This window comes from Methanosarcina barkeri 3, from assembly GCF_000970305.1.
GTDB classification, from domain to species: Archaea; Halobacteriota; Methanosarcinia; order Methanosarcinales; family Methanosarcinaceae; genus Methanosarcina; species Methanosarcina barkeri_A.
The window spans coordinates 2,514,620-2,534,455 of sequence record NZ_CP009517.1 but is presented as its reverse complement, the minus strand read 5'-3'; the positions used below and the strand labels follow the sequence as shown (position 1 = coordinate 2,534,455).

Here is a 19,836-nt window from a genome sequence, read left to right as displayed (position 1 = left end):
AAGTTTTGCCTAAAGCCAGATAGAGAATGATATGACTGAAACAGAAAGCAAGTGGGATGAAAAGCTAAAGAGGTTTTTTAAAGACTACTACTGGAATGAAATCCTCCAGCTTGCAAATGAGTATCCGGATCAGCGAAGCCTTAGCGTGGATTTTACGGATATTGAAAAATTTGATAGAGAGCTTTCAAAAGAATTTCTTGACCACCCGGAAGAACTTATAAAGGCGGCTGAAGCTGCCCTGAGAGAAATTGACCTTCCTGTAGAAAAAAACCTGGAAGAGGCTCATGTAAGGGTAATAAAAACTCCAAACCGAATATCTATAAGGGAGTTGAGGAGCAAGCACCTCTCACGCTTTATTGCAATCGAGGGCATGATAAGGAAAGCAACTGAGGTTAGACCAAGAATTACCAAAGCAGCTTTTGAATGCCTCAGGTGCGGATATCTTACTTTTGTGGACCAAAACAGCTTCAAGTTCGAGGAGCCATTTGCAGGTTGCGAAGGCGAGAACTGCGGAAAGAAAGGGCCCTTTAAGATAAGGATAGAGGACTCTACCTTTATAGATGCGCAGAAACTGCAAATCCAGGAGTCACCCGAAAACCTGAAAGGAGGTTCCCAACCCCAGAGTCTTGAGATTGACTCCGAAGACGACCTGACAGGAGATGTCACCCCAGGAGACAGGGTTATAATTAACGGAATCCTGAAATCCAGACAGCGTACTCTCAAAGATGGGAAATCTACCTTTTATGATCTTGTGTTAGAAGCAAATTCCATAGAGCACCTGGATAAGGACTATGACGAACTCGAAATAACTTCTGAAGATGAAGAAGAGATCCTTGAACTTTCCCGTGATCCTGAAATCTATGGTAAAATTGTTAGCTCTGTTGCACCTTCGATCTACGGATACGAGGACATAAAAGAGGCACTCGCCCTTCAACTGTTTTCTGGAGTTGTGAAAAACCTTCCTGACGGTTCCAGAATAAGGGGCGATATACATATTATGCTTGTAGGAGACCCTGGAATTGCAAAATCCCAGCTCTTACGCTATGTTGTCAAACTCTCCCCAAGAGGCGTGTTTACTTCAGGAAGGAGTGCATCAGCAAGCGGTTTGACTGCGGCTGCCGTAAAAGACGACCTCAACGATGGAAGATGGACAATCGAAGGCGGTGCCCTTGTCATGGCTGATATGGGTATTGCTGCTGTTGACGAAATGGACAAAATGAAAACCGAGGATAAAAGCGCCCTGCACGAGGCAATGGAACAGCAAACGATAAGTATTGCCAAAGCGGGAATTATTGCTACGCTTAAATCCAGATGTGCTCTTCTGGGAGCTGCAAATCCGAAGTACGGGCGTTTTGACCGGTATGAAGGCCTTGCAGAGCAGATAAGTATGCCGCCTGCACTGCTTTCACGTTTTGACCTTATCTTTGTTTTGCTCGATACTCCTGACCATAACCTGGACACAAAAATTGCGAACCATATTCTACAGTCTCATTATGCAGGAGAACTCTTTGAGCAGCGTGAAAAACTTCCTGGGTCCCATATAAAGGAAGATTTTGTCGAAGCCGAAATGGAGGTAATTGAACCCGTCATACAGCCTGAAATAATGAGAAAATACGTTGCATATGCCCGGAAAAACGTTTTTCCTGTAATGGAAGAAGATGCAAGGGCCCATCTTATAAAATTCTATACGGACCTCAGGAAAACCGGAGAGAGCAAAAACACTCCTGTACCCGTAACTGCCAGGCAGCTTGAAGCACTTGTCCGTCTCTCGGAAGCAAGTGCAAGAGTCCGCCTTAGCAATACAGTTACACTTGATGACGCAAAAAGAACTATCCGAATCACTATGAACTGCTTGAAAAATGTAGGTGTCGACCCTGAGACCGGAGTTCTTGATGCAGATATACTTGCATCTGGCACAAGTATGAGCCAGAGAAACAAGATAAAAATCCTCAGAGATATAATTAAAAAAGTAAGTGAAAAACATCCGGGAGCTAAAGCCCCTCTCGAAGAGGTTTATGCAATAGCTGAAAGTGAACATGGGATTGATAGAGTTCATGCTGAAGAGAACATTAAGAAAATGAAGCAAAGGGGAGACCTGCTTTCTCCGGATCAAAACCATATAAGACTTGTTTAAGTTTAAGGTTTGTTTAAGTCTAAGGTTTGTTTAAGTCTAAGGTTTGTTTAAGTTTAAGGTTTGTTTAAGTCTAAGGTTTGTTTAAGTCTAAGGTTTGTTTAAGTTTAAGGTTTGTTTAAGTTTAAGGTTTGTTTAAACGAAACGAAGCAAAACGCTGAAAGTTCCAGGATCTTTTTTCCAGATCCCTGGGAAAGCAAAAAAAGCCTGCACAACACATACATAGCGATTATGTGAGGACGGTTAAGCTGTAAATACTAAAAGGGCAATACTATTTAAAAGGGAGAATATGTATATAAAGATATATAAAAATGGGGAGCATGTGCTTGTTGCAGCCTGCGATAAGGAAGTGCTCGGTAAGACCCTGAAACACGGCAAGACCGTAGTGGAGATCAGCAGGGCCTTTTATGAAGGGAAATATGTTTCCGAAGAAGAATTCAAAAAAGCTCTTGAGGAAGCTACGACTGCAAATCTCTTTGGAGAAAAAACAATCAATTTTGCTATAAAATGCGGGTTAATCGATCCGGACTCCGTAATAATAATTGACGGCGTACCTCATGCCCAGATCTTCAGGGTTTAATCCAATTGCTTAATTAACCCTTAAGAAGCTGAGTCAGCGAAAGCCAAATCACTGGCTTTCAGGGCTGATTATATACCGGAACAGAACAACATATGTATAAAATAAAACATAGATTGTGATATAGTGACTGAGAACATCGACGAAGCCGGAATCAGATTGCTGACAGAAGAGGAACTGATCTCCGCAGTTGTGGAAAAACACAGACGGTTTCTGGAAGAAAATAAAAAGGAATTTGTAGAACTGGACAGCAGGTTAAACCAGGTCGAAGAAAATATAAAAAATGCAAAGAACTTCAGAACCCGGATGGAAGAGAGAAAGGAAGTCCTCAAGGAAAAACGCCAGCAATTCTACCATCAGACCGAAGCAATCCTTGAAAAAGAAATCTTCCCAAAACTGGACCCGACTACTGCAAGCAAACTCAGGGAAGAGCTTAAAAAACTCAAAGGGCAGATCGAACCTGAAGAGGAACAGAAACTTAAAGATTTATTTATGCAAAACCTGCGTGAAACTACTCTGGCAGCTAGACTTGGAGAAACTGTTCTCCTGCAGGCGAATGCCAGAATGGAGGAAGCCAGGAAATCTAATATTGATTTAAAAGAAATAAGAAATTCAGAAAAACAGTTTGTAGAGGATGACAGCAGCAAAAGTGAAGAGATTTCTAAAAGCAAATCCCAGCATAAGTGGCTTAGCACCAGAATAAAAAACCATGAAGAAGCATTGAGCTACTGGGAAAAATTAAAAGTATAACCCTTTTTCGAAAACATACGGGTGATAGTACATGACCAACGACGTTTCAAGCACAGAAATTGCAACGGCCGACCTTTCAAACCTTAACGAACGGGAGCTGAAGGGCAAGGTAAACGAGCTCAGGAGCAGGATAGAGAAAAGCGAAAGGCAGTTGGCATCGATTTTTAGGGAACTGAAGATTAACAGGACCGATATCGACGAGCTGAAAGAAAAGAGAGACTCTCTGAACCAGCAGGTTAAGGAAAGGGTTGCAAAAGCACAGGAACTAAGAGACAAGCGGGACGAGATTAACAAAGAAATCGGTGAGTACAAAGGAAAAAGAAGTAATGTGAACTTAAAGACGCAGGAACTGTTTTCAGGAATTGCTGGACTCAAGGAACAGCGGGACGAATACAATAAATGTTCCCATGGGAGTGTGGAATCTCTCACAAAGGCTTATGAAGCCGAACTTGACGCTTTTTTTAATAAAGAACTGCCTCTTACCGTGGAAATCAAAATCTTCCAGAAACTGACTGACATAAGTAAACGCCTGCAAGCTGCAAAGAAGGCAAATGAACTGCATGCGCAAATCCAGGAAAGTTATAAAGAGTCAAAAGGAATACATAAGAGAGGAGACGAACTCCATGAAAAAATCCAGGCTCTCTCAGACCAATCTCAAGCTTGCCACCTGGAAATGCTAGAAAATTTCAAATTTGCGGATGAAATCCGCAAAGAAGCAAATACATACCATGCCCAGCTTACGGATAAAATCACAAGTATAAATATGATTAAAGAAAAAATTGACCCGCTTAAAACCAGTATTGCTAATAACCGGCAGGAACTCTCTTTATATTTAGAAAGGTTAAAAGACCTGCAGCTTACAAAAGAAGAACACAAAGTAAGCCAGAAACATAACGATGCCCGTGAAAAACTTCAGAAAAACGCTCGTATGAGCCTTGAAGATCTTAAGCTCCTTATCGAGAAAGGGGACGTTAAATTCTCTAACGATTAAAAATTCGTGAAATTCAGAGGCAGGAGACAAAAGTCAGTTTCATTGAAAATGTCTCCGTTTTACTCCATTTAAATAATTTTTCCTTTATATTATACAAAAAAATGACTTTTTCTTTATATCTATAAAAATTGACCTTCCATTTACTCTATTTAAATATTTTTATTCCATTTACTCTATTTAGTATTTTTATTTGTATCTACAAAAATGACTTTCCATTTACTCTATTTAAATATTTTTATTTTACTGCTGGATTGAAATCCTTTGTTATTTAGTAAATCGATTTTTCTTAAACCAGTTTTCCTATAAAGTCAACTTTATTTTCTCCTTACTTTTCCTGCAAAGAAACCTGTTACCAGAAGCATGGCTCCCATTCCAAGGAGGAAGAGAGGCATATCAAAACCTTTAGCTTGAGTTTCCAATTCTGGGTCGGCGGAAGAGGAAGTATTATTGTTCGAAGAGTTGTCAATAGATTCAGTCGGTGTTTGAGGTATAGGAAGCTTGGGATCAATATACTGGTACACAGGTGAAAATTTTACAAGTACCCCGTCAGCTCCTTCGTATATCGTATCTACGGTAAGGTTAAGAATTTCGGTAGAGTTCTGAGAATATACAAACTGAGAACCTTCAGTAACGATATCATCCTGAAGGGGAACTCCGTTTCTACTAAGTTCAATCCAGATTCTTTTGCCTTCGGTATCCGCACCTTTTACGTAAAGTTGATAATCCTGTAAAAAGTCATGGGAATACCCTGACCTGATATAAATCTCCTCTCCATTGATAGCAATAATGGAAAGACTGGATTTATCGGCAGGAATAATGGAAAGTTTCTTTTCTTTATCAGCAGCAGCTAAAGCAGGTGATATCGAGTAAAAGACTGAGAAGCATAAGGAAATAAGAAGGAAAAAAGAAAACATGGAAACAAGGTTTATCCCCTTAATTTCCTTTCTTCTCTTTTCATCTGGAACGCGCATAAATGCATCTGCCTGCAATGATTTCTTCTTTAGTATCGTCAGCTTTTCTTATTACGAGAGCTCCGTCCGGGGTTACTCCTACGGCTTTGCCTTCTATAATTCGTGAGGGCGTCGTGACCTTTACTTCTCTTCCTATGGTGTCGGAGAGAGCAAGCCAGTCATTGAGAATGTGTGAGAAAGGCTGGGTCTTAAAGAGTATATACTGTTGCTCAAGTTCAAAAAGGAAATCTTGCAGGAACGAAACCCTTTTTATATGCGTTCCAAGTTCGGCTTTCAAAGTTGTAGAGCCTGCACGGAAAGATTCAGGGATATCTTTCAAATCCATGTTTACATTAATTCCTATTCCCAGCACAACATAATCTACCCTATCCACTTCGGCCTTTGCTTCGGTAAGAATTCCACAGACTTTCTTCCCGTTAATACGGACATCATTTGGCCATTTAATACGTGCATCAAGGCCGATATTGCGAATAACGTTTGCAACTGCAAGCCCTGCAACCAGAGTTAGCCTTGAGGCATGCCTTAGAGGGATTCCGGGTTTCAGTATCACAGATATCCAGATCCCACCATGAGGTGAGACCCATTCTCTGCCCATCCGACCCCTGCCTCCTTTCTGCACTTCGGCAATTACAAGCGTGCCTTCTTCTTCCGATACCGCGATTTCTTTTGCAATACTGTTTGTAGAAGTTACCTCTTCGAAATAGTGGATTTTTTTACCTAGAAGAGTTGTTTTAAGCCCCATCTGGATTTCTTCCGGGTACAGAAGTTGAGGTACGGATTTCAGGACATATCCCCTTTTCGGGGATGATTCTATCTCATAACCATCAGCCTGAAGGGACTTGATATATTTCCAGACCATTGTCCTTGAGATCCCTAACTTAAGCCCCAATTCCTCTCCGGAAACAGGACTTTCCTGTGCATCTTTAAGTGCCTTGATAATTCGAGATCTTTTATCTCCCATCCTCGTACCCCATACAGATGTATGCGTTACACCGTATATATTTTTTTAGTCTAAATCGTTTTACATCAAACTGACCTGAATCCTATTCCTGTTTACAAGGAGGATACATGTCATCGCTGTGTATTCTGTGCCATGCTCACATAGGCGTGCACGGCAGCTGTAATAGCCGCAACTTTTTTGTCTTTTGCTTGAAGAGCCGAAGCCAGAGTAGCTCCTTTTTCAGCATCTGCTTTGACAACCTCTTCAACGGCTTCCAGAATATTATGGTCTTCAATAAAAGCCGTTGTAAGGTCGCCTCTGCGGAAAGCAGGGTTGCGCATAACCGCTTTATGAAAGGGGATATTAGTTTTTACTCCAACGACCACATACTCGTAAAGCGCCCTTTCCATCCTGGCAATCGCTACGTCTCTTGTCTTTGCCCAGACACAAAGTTTCGAAATCATTGAATCGTAGTAAGGTGAAATGGTATAACCTGTATGTACTCCACTGTCCACTCGAACTCCAGGCCCACCTGCTGACCGGTATCCACGGATTTTTCCGGGGGAAGGAGCAAAATCATTTAACGGATCTTCTGCATTGATCCTGCACTCAATAGAATGCCCGTCAATAATGATATCTTCCTGATTAAATTCAAGCTTTTCTCCCCAGGCTATCCTGAGTTGCTCTCTTACAATATCAACACCTGTAACCATCTCAGTTATTCCGTGTTCGACCTGCAAGCGAGTATTGACTTCAAGGAAATAGAAGTTGCCCTTTGAATAAAGAAACTCCACTGTCCCTGCATTTACATAACCAATTGTCTTTGCTACCCTGACCGCGGCTTCTCCCATCTGGGCCCTTAGTTCAGGAGTCATGATAGGGGAAGGCGCTTCTTCAATAAGTTTCTGATGCCTTCTTTGAATGGAGCATTCCCTATCTGAGAGATAAATTGTGTTTCCATATCCGTCTGCCAGAATCTGAATCTCTATGTGCCTGGGTTCCTCTACATACTTTTCAATGAAAACTGAGGAATCACCAAAAGCTGAGCCAGCCATTTGCCTGGTAGAGCTGAGTGCAGCAGCAAGTTCATCGCTGGAATCAACCACTTTCATTCCAATTCCGCCGCCGCCTGCCGAAGCTTTAATCAAAACAGGATAGCCGATCTCTTCTGCAATTTTTACAGCCTCAACAGGGTCTTCAACCGCATCTTTCGTCCCAGGCACAACAGGAACGCCAGCCTTCATCATAAGGTTTCTGGCTCTGATCTTACTTCCCATCTCGGCAATCACATGGCTTGGAGGACCTATGAAAACAATTCCTTCTTCCTCACAGCGTTTTGCAAAGACAGGGTTTTCGGAGAGGAAGCCATAACCCGGATGAATTGCTTCAGCTCCCGTGCTTTTTGCAACTGCAAGAATAGCCTCCATATTCAGATAGCTCTGGCTGGAAGGGGCCGGGCCTATCAGGTAGGCCTCATCTGCATACTTGGCAAAAAGGGCATTTTTATCAGCTTCTGAACAGACCGCAACCGTGGAAATTCCAAGTTCGCGGCAGGCACGCATAACCCTGATTGCAATCTCACCGCGGTTTGCAATGAGTACTTTTTTGAACATAATGCCTTCCACCTCACTATATTATTCGATTGACATGATTATGTCGCCAGGAGATACAGTGTCCCCTTCGGAAACAAAAATCTCTCTTACAATGCCTGAATGGGCGGCATGAACAGCGTTTTCCATTTTCATAGCTTCGATAACAGCAATCGTGTCACCTTCTGCAACAGTATCCTCGACCTTGACCTTAAGAGAGAGAACCATGCCCTGCATTGAAACGCTCACAGCTCCTTTAACGGACTCTACACTCGGCTTTTTGGGAGAAGCTTCAGATATGGATACTTCCCCGCCGAGAGGTTCGATCCTGACCTCATAGATTTCGTCATCCACTTCGACCTTGAAATGAGTTGGGACTTTGTGTTCCTGCTGGACTGCAGGTGCAGATGCAACTACTGCTAGAGCTTCTTCTTCCATTTCTCCCTTCAGGAACTTGGGAGCGATAGCCGGATAGAGAATATAGGTAAGTATATCTTCTTCAGATTTAGCAATACCTATTTCTTCGGCTTCCTTCTTCCTTTTCTCATATTCAGGTTTAAGGAGATTGGCAGGACGGCAGTGAATAGGCTCTTCGTCCCCGATTATCTTGCCTATTATTTCCGGGCTTATTGGAGCAGGAGGGCGCCCGTAAAGACCGCGAACGTAATCTTTTACTTCTTTAGGAATAACTTTGTAGCGTTCGCCCATGAGCACGTTAAGAACTGATTGAGTGCCCACGATCTGGCTTGTAGGAGTGACAAGAGGCGGATATCCAAGCTCCTCTCTAACCCTGGGCATTTCAGCAAGTACCGCATCATATTTGTCAAGAGCGTTCTGTTCTTTTAGTTGAGATACAAGGTTAGAGAGCATTCCGCCCGGGATCTGGTAAATGAGCACGTTAGTGTCGATCTGTTCGGTAATAGGATCGAGTATGCCCCGGTATTTTTCTTTTAATGTTTTGAAATATTTAACTGCTTCTTTAAAAGCATTCAGATCCAGCCCGGTATCATAAGGAGTGCCTTTGAGAGCGGCTACTACTGTTTCGGTTGGAGGCTGAGAAGTTCCCCAGGCAAGGGGAGAAAGTGCAGTGTCCAGAATATCGATTCCTGCCTCACAGGCTGCCATATAGCTCATTGGAGCCATTCCAGAAGTGCAGTGGCAGTGTAGAGAAATCGGAATTGAGATTTCTTTTTTCATGGCACTTATTATATGTGCGGCATCATTTGGGGAAAGAAGACCTGCCATATCTTTGATACAGATGGAATCGCACTCCAGTTCTTCAAGCTGTTTTGCAAGTTCAACATATTTCTCAACGGTATGTACCGGACTTATGGTGTAGCAGACCGTACCCTGTACGTGCGCACCAAGACCTTTTGCCACTTTGATAGAGAATTCCATGTTCCGGATATCATTGACAGCGTCAAATATCCGGAAAATGTCAATTCCATTCTGGTAGGATTTAGTAACGAATTTCTCGACCACGTCATCCGAATAGTGCCTGTACCCTACAAGGTTCTGGCCCCTAAGCAACATCTGAGCGTAGGTGTCTTTCATTTCTTTCTTGATATCCTTCAGGCGCTGCCAGGGATCTTCGTTAAGGTAGCGGATACAGCTGTCAAAGGTGGCACCTCCCCAAATTTCAAGGGAGAAATACCCTATCTGGTCCAGTTGTTCAACCACTTCGAGCATATCTCTTGTCCTCATTCTGGTTGCCAGGAGAGATTGATGTGCATCTCGGAGGATGGTTTCGGTAATTTTTACACTCATGGATGAACCTCTTAAAATCGAATCAAAATAACCGGATTTACTATTCCTTATAGCAAACTTTGAACAGTCATTCCGGAGGGTTTCATTTGATATTCCGGAATTATCAGGGTTAAGATTTTGATCCGTTTGAGTAAAGTACATAAGCCCTCATATTGCAGTTTTAATACAATTTTCTACTCTTTTACCGGAAAGAGGGGTTTTTCATTTATATTTGACTGACATTCCGGAACCGCAATCGGAGGAAATCAATATTACTGACTTAAATGAAGTACTTAATATATCTTCATTGATAAGAATTCTTTAATATACAATTGTTAACAAGTATATACTTTTCGCCTGTTAACATTAGAAGGGTAGTTTTAAAAAAGTTCCAGGTTCCTGATACAATTATAAGCTTTATCTGAAAATTTATGGGTTAGAAAATAGAAAATTAAAATTTTTAGAGAACTGGAAATAAAAAATATACTTGTCTGAACTGAAAAATAGCAATTCCCTTGAGTTTACAGCTTCCAGATTAAGCTTTTTGTTTTTCTCCTATAAAGAGCCACTGATCGTAAGTCCCTTCGGAATCGGTATTATCTACGATCTCACCTTTAACTCCTGCTCTGAGTAGAGCTCCAGCAAGAATTTCAGCCTCAGGCTTGCTGCTAACTGTAAAAAGCATGAGAGCGCCTTCATTTGAAACCGAGACCACCTCTTTCATAATATTTACCCAGATATCTTTATTAAATTCATAGACAAGCCCCAGCATAAACCCCATCACACCATCAAAGCTTCCGGGCTCAAAATATCTGGAAAGAGCCGTTGCATCCATTACAACCGTTCTTTGAGGGTTTAAAACTCCCTGTTCAAGCCCCTGGCAGACTGTACATTTGTTAATCTCTACAGCCAGCGGATTAAGTCCGAGCCTGTAGAGAGCAAGTGTAGACATCCCGTTTCCACAGCAGACTTCAAGAAGCCTGCCTTCAGGAAAAATCCCCTTTTTTTGAAGAATATCGAAGATTTCTTCAACCCTTCGTACACGATTTTCAGAAAAAACACTCCCATAAGACTCGGGTTTGACCGCGCAACCCAGGCAAAGGTTCCTGTTTACAAGCATAAGCGAGTAGTACTCATTGACGGCATCTCGCCATATTTCCGAAGAAACTTCAACCTCTCTTTCAGGAGGATTAAATGTAAGAAGAGGATCTACAAGGATCTCAAAATCCTTTTTTGAGCGAGCTTCTGCAAGAGCTCCCGTAAAAACCGACCAGAAATCTACAGAGACTTCTTCGTCTGCAGAATTAAAAAGAAAAAGCCCGAGTGTGTGCTCACCTTCATGAACTCTCAGGAGCCTCACCTTCCCTGTCTCTGCAAACCTCCTGACTCCGTTAAGATAGTCAAGTGTACGCTCAATAGTCCTCTGGGCGAGATAGCTTTCCTCTACAAAATAAATGTCTTCACTAATGCCAAGGAGTTCCTGTAAAAGCATATCCGTTTAGATTCGGATGATCTCATATCAATATTTCGAAAAAGAGATCTACACTGTATTTACTCCTACCCAATAACCGTAAACTCCATACCTGCCAAAAAACTCATTTGATTGCTATTATGTGAGCGAAATATTCAGCTTACTCCCGAAACGAAATTTGGACGAGACGAAATTCACTTAAATCTTCTCCCTTGCCTCAACTCAGAATCTTCATATAATTCAGCCCTCCTGAGCGAACGAAGTGAGCGAAAAGGGCCCCGTCCTCCCGAGACGGAACTAGGGTTTCAGTGTTTTCATTATAATTCAGCCCTCTTGAGCGAACGAAGTGAGCGAAAAGGGCCCCGTCCTCCCGAGACGGAACTAGGGTTTCAGTGTTTTCATTATAATTCAGCCCTCTTGAGCGAACGAAGTGAGCGAAAAGGGCCCCGTCCTCCCGAGACGGGACTCGGGTGACGGAACTCGGGCTGGAGAGCCGCAACTCTTCCGAAAGCGCCAGTGAAATTGGGATATTTTATAACTTCAGTAAATTTTCAATTTTCTGTACTCACTAAGCAGAACTCGTATATATCAGTCTTTTTGAGTGAGAGAAGAGAGCAAAACGAATACAGGGTCCGAAGCGAAATTCAGAGTATAAATAAAAACAAATGATAAGGCTCTGGAAAGTGAAATAAAGAAGAAAAAGGTATTAAAAGCTGGAAAGGACGTAAAAACCCCAATATAAGCAAAGTTATTTATAGAATCTGATTACAAAATCAGGAGTTATAAGGATATATATTAACAAACAAAGAAGATTGGAGGATAATATGGCAAAAGTAATACCATTTGCACCAATTGAGCGTTTAATAAGAACCGCAGGCGCTCATAGAGTTAGTGAGAGTGCGGGAATGGCCCTTACGGAAATTCTGGAAGAATATGGACTTGAGATTTCAAGAGAAGCAATAAAACTTGCAGAACACGCAGGCAGAAAAACTGTAAAAGCTGAAGACATAAAATTAGCAAAAGAAATGCTGTAAGTTAAGACTTACTACTTTTTAATGCTATTTACCAATGGCTTCTTGCTTTACAGGGTAAAACAGAAAATAAAATGCTGGTACCCAGCATTTTCTTATTTTTACGTGTGATTAAATTATATATTGTCAGTTTCCAGACTTTTATGTGTGATTAAATTATATATTGCCAGTTCCCATATTTTTATGTATGATTTAATTATAAATTGTCGGTTTCCAGATTTGCTACGACTAGAGATCTTATAGAGTAAATCTTTGAGCAGAAGGAAATTATGCTCCCAGAATCATGTCAAAAAGACCTAAACCCGTTACAGTAACGGCAGTTACTATAATTCCTGCTATCACCACCCCTGCAGCAATTGCAGGCAAAGCGTGCCTGAACTTGACTCCGAAGACAAATGCCGCTGCACAGCCAGACCAGGCTCCGGTAACCGGCAGGGGTATAGCTACGAATATGGTCAGTGCAAGGAGTCCGTATTTTTCAAAACTCTCTGTATGGTTCCGGCGAGTCTTTGAGAAGAGCCATGTGAAGAAAGTATCAAAGACTGAATAACGTCTTAGATAATTCGAGACCGGCTCAAGAAAGAGCAGAAGGGGGATCACAGGAAGGAGATTTCCAAGCACTGAGAAGAAGAAGGCTTCGAAGGGGTCCATTCCATAGATACCCATTGCAATAGGGATTGCCCCTCTCAGTTCGGAGACAGGTATAGCTCCCATAATCAAAACTGCAAGCCAGTGGGGAACAGACCCCAACATTTCTACTAATGTTATTTCAACAGACATGGTAATCAAGGATTTATAAATTCCGCATGATTATATTTAAAAAAGGCCAAATTCAAGCCCTTTCAACCGTTCTTGAGAGACCTGAGGTGGAGAGAAGCCTTATTCCGAGTCATCAAAACTCTTAATCCGGGTTAGAAAGCGCAAAATGCGCGAGTAAAGCTTCGAGCTGGATCTTTTCAGTCGCTCCTTCAGTTAGCCTGAAATCAGTCTCACCTATTATATCCACGAGTTCGACAATGCGCTTTTCAGAGAGCCCAAGGTCCAGAATCATCCGGTTATCCATTTCGGAGATTGCCCTGTAAATCTGTCCAACTATGTCTTCTCCGGAGAGCCCCTCTTCATAGAGCAGCCTGTTAAGTTCTTTTCTAGCAGCCCTGAAATTCCCACTTAGGGCAGTTTCTATCAAATTTCGGATATCCTCCGGATTTGCAGTTGCTGTAGTCCTATAGATGGTTTCCCTGGATATAGGCTTATCCGGCTCAACGAAAGCAGCAGCCTGGAGAGAATTTACGGCTTTTCTCATATCTCCCTGAGCTACGTAAATAAGAGCTTCATATCCGTCTTCAGTAACGGACAGCCCCTGATCTTTAGCTATGTATTCAAGGCGTTTCCTGATAGCCTCATCGGAAAGTCGCCTGAACCTGAAGACTGCACAGCGGGACTGGATAGGTTCGATAATCCTGGAAGAGTAATTGCAGGACAGAATAAACCGGCAGTTATTGCTAAAACGCTCCATTGTCCGCCTGAGCGCAGATTGGGCATCTGAGGTCAGCGCATCAGCCTCATCAAGGAAGATAATCTTGAATTCGGCTCCTCCAATAGAGGCAGTTTTTGCAAAGTTTTTAATTTTTGTCCGGACAACGTCAATGCCTCTTTCATCCGACGCATTAAGTTCGGTAAAGTTTTCACGCCACAGGTCTTCCCCGAAAATTTCTCTTGCAATCGAGACGGCAGAAGCGGTTTTCCCGACTCCCGGTGGCCCGGAAAACAACAGATGGGGAAGATTTTTCGTTGCAACATAGGACTTCAGACGTTCTATTGTTTCTTCCTGCCCCACCACCTGGTCTAGCCTCACAGGCCTATACTTCTCAATCCAGATCTCTTCTTTAATCGTAGAGTCCTCCATTCATGCTTGCACCATATTTAGAGAAGATTATATTTAAACTTTTGAATGTTCTGAGTTGTATGTTTAACTGCATTTCAAAATAAAGTTTGTGCGTTACAGCCAGGATACAACCAATATATAAATGTATAGAAAGCTCGGAATAAAAGATAACAAGAGAAGAGAAATGGCGACTTTAAAGTAGAAAGGTTAAAGAAAAACAATAACAGAGATCAGTCCATGTGGACAGTATGCAGAGTTTCATAGATTGGCCCTTTCGGAGTCAGTGTACTTTTCTTTAAAAGTACTTTGTTTACGCACATAGTGCCGATTTCGGTATCCTTTAATTCCTTTACTGTGTTTATAAATGCCGTTTTCTGATCTTTCTTGAGGTATTTTACCCTGGCAAGAGTAGCATGGGCAGTAAATTCCTTGTCATCTTTTTCGAATTTAAAAGGCTCCAGCAACTTTTCTATGTTGTCATGTAACGCCCTGAAATTTCCAGTTGAACCAAGCCAGAGGACTCTGGGATTCGAAGGTTTGGGAAAAACTCCAAGTTCCCCTATTTTTGCTTCGAAAGGCTCACACGTAATGGAATCCAGAGCTGCAGAGAGTGAGGAAATTTTTGATTCGTCCACATTCCCCAGGAACTTTAGAGTTATGTGAATGAGCTCAGGATCAACAAACTTCAGATCAAAACCGGAAAATCTGGACTGAAGCTCTCGAATTTTCTCCGCAAAACCTGGATTTAGTTCCACTGCTATAAATGTCCTGATCAAAGCATTCACCAATATTAATTGAAAAGCGAACCAGAAAAATCTTCCTATTAATTATCGTCTGGTAAAACTGAATTTAGATACTTTTTCAAAGGAATTGTAAACCCTCCACAAACTTTTTTAAAAAAATATGAAAAAGGCAGCAATGAAAAAGAACAGGAAGAAAAAAGGACAGATCAAAGGGATTACAGGGCAATTATAATATATAAGATATAAGTACAGAGAAGGAAATAAGCTTAAGTATTTATAAAGTTGGCCTCAATGTTAACCTGAGGACAAGAGTTTTAGCCTGGAAAAAACGCTAAGTTAAAAAATAATAATCCTGATTTAAGAAAATAAAGTGAGTTCAAAAAACGATAACTTAAAATAAAAAGTGGAACCGCAAATCGGTTGCTGCACAAATAAAAAGCGGTGGATCATATGAATAGAGCACGTATAATTGCAGAGACGGCAGCCCGTATTTCCAGAGAACTTGATGCTGCCGCAATTATGGTTTCCGGAGAGTTGAGTTTTGAAGGGATCGAAACTGGGGGAATTCCGGTCTACTACATCTCCATGCGTCCTAAAAGCATAATAGACCACCTTGTTTCCACTGGAAAAGATGGAAAAAATCCTCTAAAGGAACTCGGAGACCAGATAAACCGCGAAGCTGCAAGCAACTCTGATCATCTTCAGCAAGCTGCTGCCATAGAATACGTGCTTGGAAAACTGGAGAAAGGGATTATAGTAGGTGTGGTCGAAACCCGCAGCTCCAGTTCGATTATTGTACATAATATCGACGAAAATCCACTTATAAAGGCCATGAAGGAATGCCAGGAAAGGATAAGGTCTGAAGTAATGAGTGCAATTATGAAAATTTCTTTTGATATTGTCCTGACAGGCAGGGAAGGCAAAAAAATAGGAGCTGCCTTTATAATAGGCGATTCCGAAGAGGTTCTGAAACGTTCTCACCAGCTAATATTGAACCCTTACGCAGGCCACGATGAAATTTACCGGAATATCCTTGACAAAAGAAACTGGGAGTCCATAAAGGAATTTTCCCAGCTTGACGGAGTTTTTGTGGTAGACGAAAACGGAATAATCCAGGCCGCAGGTCGCTACCTTGACGTTGATGCGAAAAATGTGGATATAGAGAAAGGACTGGGAGGCAGGCATGTTTCAGCAGCCGCAATTAGCAGAGATACGGTTGCGATCGCGGTTACGGTATCCGAGTCTGGAGGAATTTTAAGGGTATATAAAGACGCGAAAGAAATAATCTGCATGGAATGCCTGAAGCCTGCTGTAAGATATATCTAATCCTGAAAATCAGAACTTTTTACACAGGATTAGAAATTTTAATTATATTCTCTAAGTGTTGAGTTATCCTCTAAGTATTGAAGTTATCCCCAAAGTGTTGAGTTATCCTCAAAGTGTTGAGTTATCCTCTAAGTATTGAAGTTATCCCCAAAGTGTTGAGTTATCCTCAAAGTGTTGAGTTATCCTCAAAGTGTTGAGTTATCCTCAAAGTGTTGAGTTATCCCCTAAGTGTTGAATTGCTTACTTTTTAAGACAAAGTCTTCACTTAAACATATAAAGAGAGGGATAGCACATAAACTCATAAATAAAGAAAGTATATTTCTAAATATGCGGGAAAATAAAGAAAGCGGGGCGATTCCATGAGAAGGCAACTTTTTTACATTCCTTTTAGCCTTACATTCCTTCTTCTTTTAATCTTTATTCTAATTTTCGGGCTTGGTTTTCTTTTTTTTGGAATAGTTGTTTCCGCCTTTATGAAGATTGGCTTCTCTATAGAGGATGCGCTCCTTATCCTTTTACTGTCCCTCCTCGGAAGTAGCATTAATATTCCTCTGGCAACCCTTAGATCCGATGCTCCGGTAGTTAGAGATACATATGTCCGTGTTTTTGGCGTATCTTACAGGGTTCCGTTCAGGCGTGTTATAAGAAACGAAACAACAATTGCTGTGAATGTAGGAGGAGCGATTATTCCAATTCTAATTTCAGCTTACCTTCTTATGAAATTCCCTTCTTCCCTCCTGCTTGCAGGAGCCGGCATTTTAATAGTTACAATCATAACTCATTCCGTAGCAAAACCAATTCGTGGAATAGGTATTGCAACACCGGCGCTGGTTCCACCCCTTGCAGCTGCCCTTGCTGCGATTTTGCTGACGTCGATAATCCATATCCCGGATTGTCCAATTGACCAATGCCGCGTTGTCACTGCTTATGCAGGAGGAGTACTCGGAACCCTTATTGGAGCCGATCTTCTTAACCTGGGAAAAATTAAGAACCTTGGTGCTCCGGTTGCAAGCATAGGAGGGGCAGGAACCTTTGACGGAATCTTCCTGAGCGGATTCATTGCTCTTCTTCTGATCTAACAAAAAATCAGTTAACAGGACTATGTTGAGTCATTAGGGAATCAATTATTCCAAATGATTGCACTCGATTTTATATGATATTCTGCTGTTTACTCAACACTGGCTAACGGTGATTAGAAAACAGTATAAGGCTAAAAATAGGGATAAAAATGTAAAAGAAAATGAACTGAAAAGGAAAAAGGAAAAGAAAAAGGGTAGAAAGAAAGAGAAAAGAAAAAGGGAAGAAAAAAGAGAAAAGAAAAAGGGAAGAAAAAAAGAGAAAAGAAAAAGAGAAACAAGAGAGGAAAATGGAAGAAAATTAATCATTTTTAATTATAACTCTCAAGATATTTCTCTTAACCTCTCCTTTTGATAAAGTACTGACAAAAAGTTATTCCGAGAACCGCTGCGAGCAACTCGAACCCAGAAGTTTTTGCGGAGGTTGATGTTTCGGCTTTTTCATCAGGAAGACTACTGTTGATATCTTTTGGATCGTCAGCCTGACTCTCGAGAAGAGGAGCAGAGGGTGTAGAAGATGCAGACTCATTCGAGATGGATTCATTCGAGGCAGGATCATTCGAGGCTTTTTTAGATTTATTGACACCTGAAACGGTTTTGTCCTCTACAGTAACGTCGGTTGCGGGATAGATAACATATCCTTCAGGAGAAGTGCTCCCTTTTCCTTCGTCTGAGGTCTGGAAGTACCAGGAATCGGTAAAGTAGTTCTTTTTATCTTTGTCAAGGTTTAAGGTGATGGAATCTGAGTTCTTAAGGACAATTTCGTTTTCAGAAGCTTCCTTTACTTCAAATCCCTGGTATTCGTCTCCGTTTTCGATGACCATTACTTTATCTTTATCAATGAGCCAGGTATACTTAAAGACTGCAAAGGAATCGGTAGCACTTGTGAATACGGAATCTACATAGGTTATAAAGTAAAGCTGGCCTTTCTTACCTCCGAAATCCGCAGTTGCAGTAAAGGTTTTATCAGCAACATTTCCATTTGTGTTTACAATTCCGGACTCAACTTCTTTCCCATCTTTATCCAGTGAAAACCATACCTTTTCGCCATCTACATCAACCTGGTTAACTACCAGAGAATAATTACTCCCAAGGTCCCAGGAATCCCCGGCCTTTAATGTTTCCTTATCGTCAGATTTCTGAGACATTACAAGGTTTGCAAGCCGGGTGGAGTCGTTTCCAACGGTGACATCTGTTCTTCCAAACAAGGGAAGCTTATAGTAGAACATCCCGCCAAGTTCCTTAGGAGTTGTATTGGCATTCAGTCCAAGGTCGGAAACAAGTTCATACTTGCTGGAGAAAGGACGGGTGGTATATACAAGTTCATCTTCACCTATTACATGGTTTCCGGGGTGATTTTTGCCAAGTTCATCCTGTCCGTCTTTTTCGATATATTGAAGGCGTTCACCCCACCAGTTTTCAGACGCTACAAAGTCCTTGTGTTTGTTCACAGGATAGTTAAAACCGCCAAAAGTGGTTGCATTCCAGCTGAAACCGTCGGATAAGGTTTCGTTAGTGTCAAAAGGCAAACCTCTCAAGGTATAGTTTCCAGAGCTGTTAAGCTCTTTTGCCGGATAGATAATATATCCTTCAGAAGAAGTGCTCCCTTTTCCTTCGTCTGAGGTCTGGAAATACCAGGAATCGGTAAAGTAGTTCTTTTTATCTTTGTCAAGGTTTAAGGTGATGGAATCTGAGTTCTTAAGGACAATTTCGTTTTCAGAAGCTTCCTTTACCTCAAATCCCTCGTATTCGTCTCCGTTTTCGATGACCATTACTTTATCTTTATCAATGAGCCAGGTATACTTAAAGACTGCAAAGGAATCGGTAGCACTTGTGAATACGGAATCTACATAGGTTATAAAGTAAAGCTGGTCTTTCTTACCTCCGAAATCCGCAGTTGCAGTAAAGGTTTTATCAGCAACATTTCCATTTGTGTTTACAATTCCGGACTCAACTTCTTTCCCATCTTTATCCAGTGAAAACCATACCTTTTCGCCATCTACATCAACCTGGTTAACTACCAGAGAATAATTACTCCCAAGGTCCCAGGAATCCCCGGCCTTTAATGTTTCCTTATCGTCAGATTTCTGAGACATTACAAGATTTGCAAGCCGGGTAGAGTCATTTCCAACGGTAACATACGGTTTTCCAAACAAGGGGAGCTTATAGTAGAACATCCCGCCAAGTTCCTTAGGAGTTGTATTGGCGGTCAGTTCAAGGTCGGAAACAAGTTCATATTTGTTAGAGAAAGGATGGGTGGTATATACAAGTTCATCTTCACCTATTACATGGTTTCCGGGGTGATTTTTGCCAAGTTCATCCTGTCCGTCTTTTTCGATATATTGAAGGCGTTCGCCCCACCAGTTTTCAGACGCTACAAAGTCCTTGTGTTTGTTTACAGGATAGTTAAAGCCGCCAAAAGTGGTCGCATTCCAGCAGAAACCATCGGATAAGGTTTCGTTTGTATCGAGGGGAAAACCAGAGATAACTGGCGCTGGAGCTGCAAAACCCGAAGGAATGATCAGCAAACAAACCGTAAGCGAAACAAGCAAGGAAATCAAAGTCCTTTGAATATAGGGTCTCATAAAGGATTATCACTCTTTTTCATT

At 41.6% G+C, this 19,836-nt stretch carries 18 protein-coding genes; 8 read left to right on the top strand and 10 right to left on the bottom strand.

Going from position 1 to position 19,836, the window contains the following annotated elements; all coding sequences use genetic code 11:
- The first annotated feature begins 31 nt into the window (after positions 1 to 31).
- The 4 genes from MSBR3_RS10160 to MSBR3_RS10145 all read left to right on the top strand — a co-directional run bounded on the left by MSBR3_RS10160 (position 32) and on the right by MSBR3_RS10145 (position 4,449).
- Entirely contained in the window at positions 32 to 2,134 is a 2,103-nt protein-coding gene (locus MSBR3_RS10160; protein ID WP_048107943.1) for a minichromosome maintenance protein MCM, read from the top strand.
- Between the two features lie 286 nt (positions 2,135 to 2,420).
- A complete protein-coding gene (locus MSBR3_RS10155) occupies positions 2,421 to 2,711 on the top strand; it encodes a DUF424 domain-containing protein (protein ID WP_048107942.1) in 291 nt (96 codons plus the stop codon).
- Between the two features lie 123 nt (positions 2,712 to 2,834).
- Positions 2,835 to 3,458, top strand: coding sequence for a hypothetical protein (locus MSBR3_RS10150; RefSeq protein WP_048107941.1), 624 nt, complete (start codon positions 2,835 to 2,837; stop codon positions 3,456 to 3,458).
- Positions 3,459 to 3,489: 31 nt separating this feature from the next.
- Positions 3,490 to 4,449 (top strand): coiled-coil protein, encoded by a 960-nt coding sequence (locus MSBR3_RS10145; RefSeq protein ID WP_048107938.1) that lies wholly within the window; start codon positions 3,490 to 3,492, stop codon positions 4,447 to 4,449.
- A 314-nt stretch (positions 4,450 to 4,763) separates the two neighbouring features.
- On the opposite strand, the gene MSBR3_RS10140 is transcribed toward MSBR3_RS10145, so the two are convergent.
- The 6 genes from MSBR3_RS10140 to MSBR3_RS10115 form a co-directional block, all read right to left on the bottom strand.
- Complete coding sequence (locus MSBR3_RS10140) at positions 4,764 to 5,420, bottom strand: S-layer protein domain-containing protein (RefSeq protein WP_048107936.1); 657 nt, start codon at positions 5,418 to 5,420, stop codon at positions 4,764 to 4,766.
- On the bottom strand, positions 5,404 to 6,381 hold the full coding sequence (locus MSBR3_RS10135) for a biotin--[acetyl-CoA-carboxylase] ligase (protein WP_048107935.1): 978 nt from the start codon (positions 6,379 to 6,381) through the stop codon (positions 5,404 to 5,406). Before MSBR3_RS10135 ends, MSBR3_RS10140 begins: the two co-directional genes overlap by 17 nt.
- Before the next feature lie 110 nt (positions 6,382 to 6,491).
- Positions 6,492 to 7,973 carry an acetyl-CoA carboxylase biotin carboxylase subunit gene (locus tag MSBR3_RS10130; protein WP_048107933.1) on the bottom strand — a complete coding sequence of 494 codons (1,482 nt, stop codon included), beginning with the start codon at positions 7,971 to 7,973 and terminating at the stop codon, positions 6,492 to 6,494.
- A 21-nt stretch (positions 7,974 to 7,994) separates the two neighbouring features.
- Positions 7,995 to 9,716 (bottom strand): sodium-extruding oxaloacetate decarboxylase subunit alpha, encoded by a 1,722-nt coding sequence (gene oadA / locus MSBR3_RS10125; protein WP_048110323.1) that lies wholly within the window; start codon positions 9,714 to 9,716, stop codon positions 7,995 to 7,997.
- Between the two features lie 514 nt (positions 9,717 to 10,230).
- On the bottom strand, positions 10,231 to 11,187 hold the full coding sequence (locus tag MSBR3_RS10120; protein ID WP_048107931.1) for a class I SAM-dependent methyltransferase: 957 nt from the start codon (positions 11,185 to 11,187) through the stop codon (positions 10,231 to 10,233).
- A 196-nt stretch (positions 11,188 to 11,383) separates the two neighbouring features.
- Positions 11,384 to 11,665, bottom strand: a complete 282-nt coding sequence (locus MSBR3_RS10115) for a hypothetical protein (RefSeq protein ID WP_048107928.1) — start codon at positions 11,663 to 11,665, stop codon at positions 11,384 to 11,386.
- A 295-nt stretch (positions 11,666 to 11,960) separates the two neighbouring features.
- Here MSBR3_RS10115 and MSBR3_RS10110 point away from each other — a divergent pair, with 295 nt between their 5' ends.
- A complete protein-coding gene (locus MSBR3_RS10110) occupies positions 11,961 to 12,200 on the top strand; it encodes a histone family protein (RefSeq protein ID WP_394297727.1) in 240 nt (79 codons plus the stop codon).
- A 264-nt stretch (positions 12,201 to 12,464) separates the two neighbouring features.
- Here the strand turns inward: MSBR3_RS10110 and MSBR3_RS10105 are convergent, their stop codons facing one another.
- From MSBR3_RS10105 to thpR, 3 genes are all read right to left on the bottom strand, one after another.
- Positions 12,465 to 12,977, bottom strand: coding sequence for a COG2426 family protein (locus MSBR3_RS10105; protein ID WP_048107927.1), 513 nt, complete (start codon positions 12,975 to 12,977; stop codon positions 12,465 to 12,467).
- Positions 12,978 to 13,098: 121 nt separating this feature from the next.
- Positions 13,099 to 14,103 (bottom strand): replication factor C small subunit, encoded by a 1,005-nt coding sequence (locus MSBR3_RS10100; RefSeq protein WP_048107926.1) that lies wholly within the window; start codon positions 14,101 to 14,103, stop codon positions 13,099 to 13,101.
- A 209-nt stretch (positions 14,104 to 14,312) separates the two neighbouring features.
- Positions 14,313 to 14,858 carry an RNA 2',3'-cyclic phosphodiesterase gene (gene thpR / locus MSBR3_RS10095; RefSeq protein ID WP_048107925.1) on the bottom strand — a complete coding sequence of 182 codons (546 nt, stop codon included), beginning with the start codon at positions 14,856 to 14,858 and terminating at the stop codon, positions 14,313 to 14,315.
- 417 nt (positions 14,859 to 15,275) lie between these two features.
- On the opposite strand from thpR, the gene MSBR3_RS10090 reads away from it, so the two are divergent.
- The 3 genes from MSBR3_RS10090 (at position 15,276) to MSBR3_RS20260 (ending at position 17,582) form a co-directional block, all read left to right on the top strand.
- On the top strand, positions 15,276 to 16,151 hold the full coding sequence (locus tag MSBR3_RS10090; protein WP_048107924.1) for a DNA integrity scanning protein DisA nucleotide-binding domain protein: 876 nt from the start codon (positions 15,276 to 15,278) through the stop codon (positions 16,149 to 16,151).
- Positions 16,152 to 16,510: 359 nt separating this feature from the next.
- On the top strand, positions 16,511 to 17,230 hold the full coding sequence (locus MSBR3_RS10085) for a DUF1614 domain-containing protein (protein WP_048107922.1): 720 nt from the start codon (positions 16,511 to 16,513) through the stop codon (positions 17,228 to 17,230).
- Between the two features lie 109 nt (positions 17,231 to 17,339).
- Positions 17,340 to 17,582: a hypothetical protein gene (locus MSBR3_RS20260; RefSeq protein ID WP_048107920.1), complete on the top strand. Its 243-nt coding sequence runs from the start codon at positions 17,340 to 17,342 to the stop codon at positions 17,580 to 17,582.
- On the opposite strand, the gene MSBR3_RS10075 is transcribed toward MSBR3_RS20260, so the two are convergent.
- The gene (locus MSBR3_RS10075) at positions 17,566 to 19,812 is read right to left on the bottom strand and encodes an S-layer protein domain-containing protein (RefSeq protein WP_048107918.1); all 2,247 of its coding nucleotides are present in this window, start codon (positions 19,810 to 19,812) and stop codon (positions 17,566 to 17,568) included. The genes MSBR3_RS20260 and MSBR3_RS10075 overlap by 17 nt on opposite strands.
- Positions 19,813 to 19,836 lie beyond the last annotated feature (24 nt).

What these genes read in the sequence shown, in the direction of transcription:
- MSBR3_RS10160 (WP_048107943.1), top strand. Translation starts at nt 32, where the DNA reads ATGACTGAAACAGAAAGCAAGTGGGATGAAAAGCTAAAGAGGTTTTTT.
- MSBR3_RS10155 (WP_048107942.1), top strand. Translation starts at nt 2,421, where the DNA reads ATGTATATAAAGATATATAAAAATGGGGAGCATGTGCTTGTTGCAGCC.
- MSBR3_RS10145 (WP_048107938.1), top strand. Translation starts at nt 3,490, where the DNA reads ATGACCAACGACGTTTCAAGCACAGAAATTGCAACGGCCGACCTTTCA.
- MSBR3_RS10140 (WP_048107936.1), bottom strand. Translation starts at nt 5,420, where the DNA reads ATGCGCGTTCCAGATGAAAAGAGAAGAAAGGAAATTAAGGGGATAAAC.
- MSBR3_RS10135 (WP_048107935.1), bottom strand. Translation starts at nt 6,381, where the DNA reads ATGGGAGATAAAAGATCTCGAATTATCAAGGCACTTAAAGATGCACAG.
- MSBR3_RS10130 (WP_048107933.1), bottom strand. Translation starts at nt 7,973, where the DNA reads ATGTTCAAAAAAGTACTCATTGCAAACCGCGGTGAGATTGCAATCAGG.
- oadA (WP_048110323.1), bottom strand. Translation starts at nt 9,716, where the DNA reads ATGAGTGTAAAAATTACCGAAACCATCCTCCGAGATGCACATCAATCT.
- MSBR3_RS10120 (WP_048107931.1), bottom strand. Translation starts at nt 11,187, where the DNA reads ATGCTTTTACAGGAACTCCTTGGCATTAGTGAAGACATTTATTTTGTA.
- MSBR3_RS10105 (WP_048107927.1), bottom strand. Translation starts at nt 12,977, where the DNA reads ATGTCTGTTGAAATAACATTAGTAGAAATGTTGGGGTCTGTTCCCCAC.
- MSBR3_RS10100 (WP_048107926.1), bottom strand. Translation starts at nt 14,103, where the DNA reads ATGGAGGACTCTACGATTAAAGAAGAGATCTGGATTGAGAAGTATAGG.
- MSBR3_RS10090 (WP_048107924.1), top strand. Translation starts at nt 15,276, where the DNA reads ATGAATAGAGCACGTATAATTGCAGAGACGGCAGCCCGTATTTCCAGA.
- MSBR3_RS10085 (WP_048107922.1), top strand. Translation starts at nt 16,511, where the DNA reads ATGAGAAGGCAACTTTTTTACATTCCTTTTAGCCTTACATTCCTTCTT.
- MSBR3_RS10075 (WP_048107918.1), bottom strand. Translation starts at nt 19,812, where the DNA reads ATGAGACCCTATATTCAAAGGACTTTGATTTCCTTGCTTGTTTCGCTT.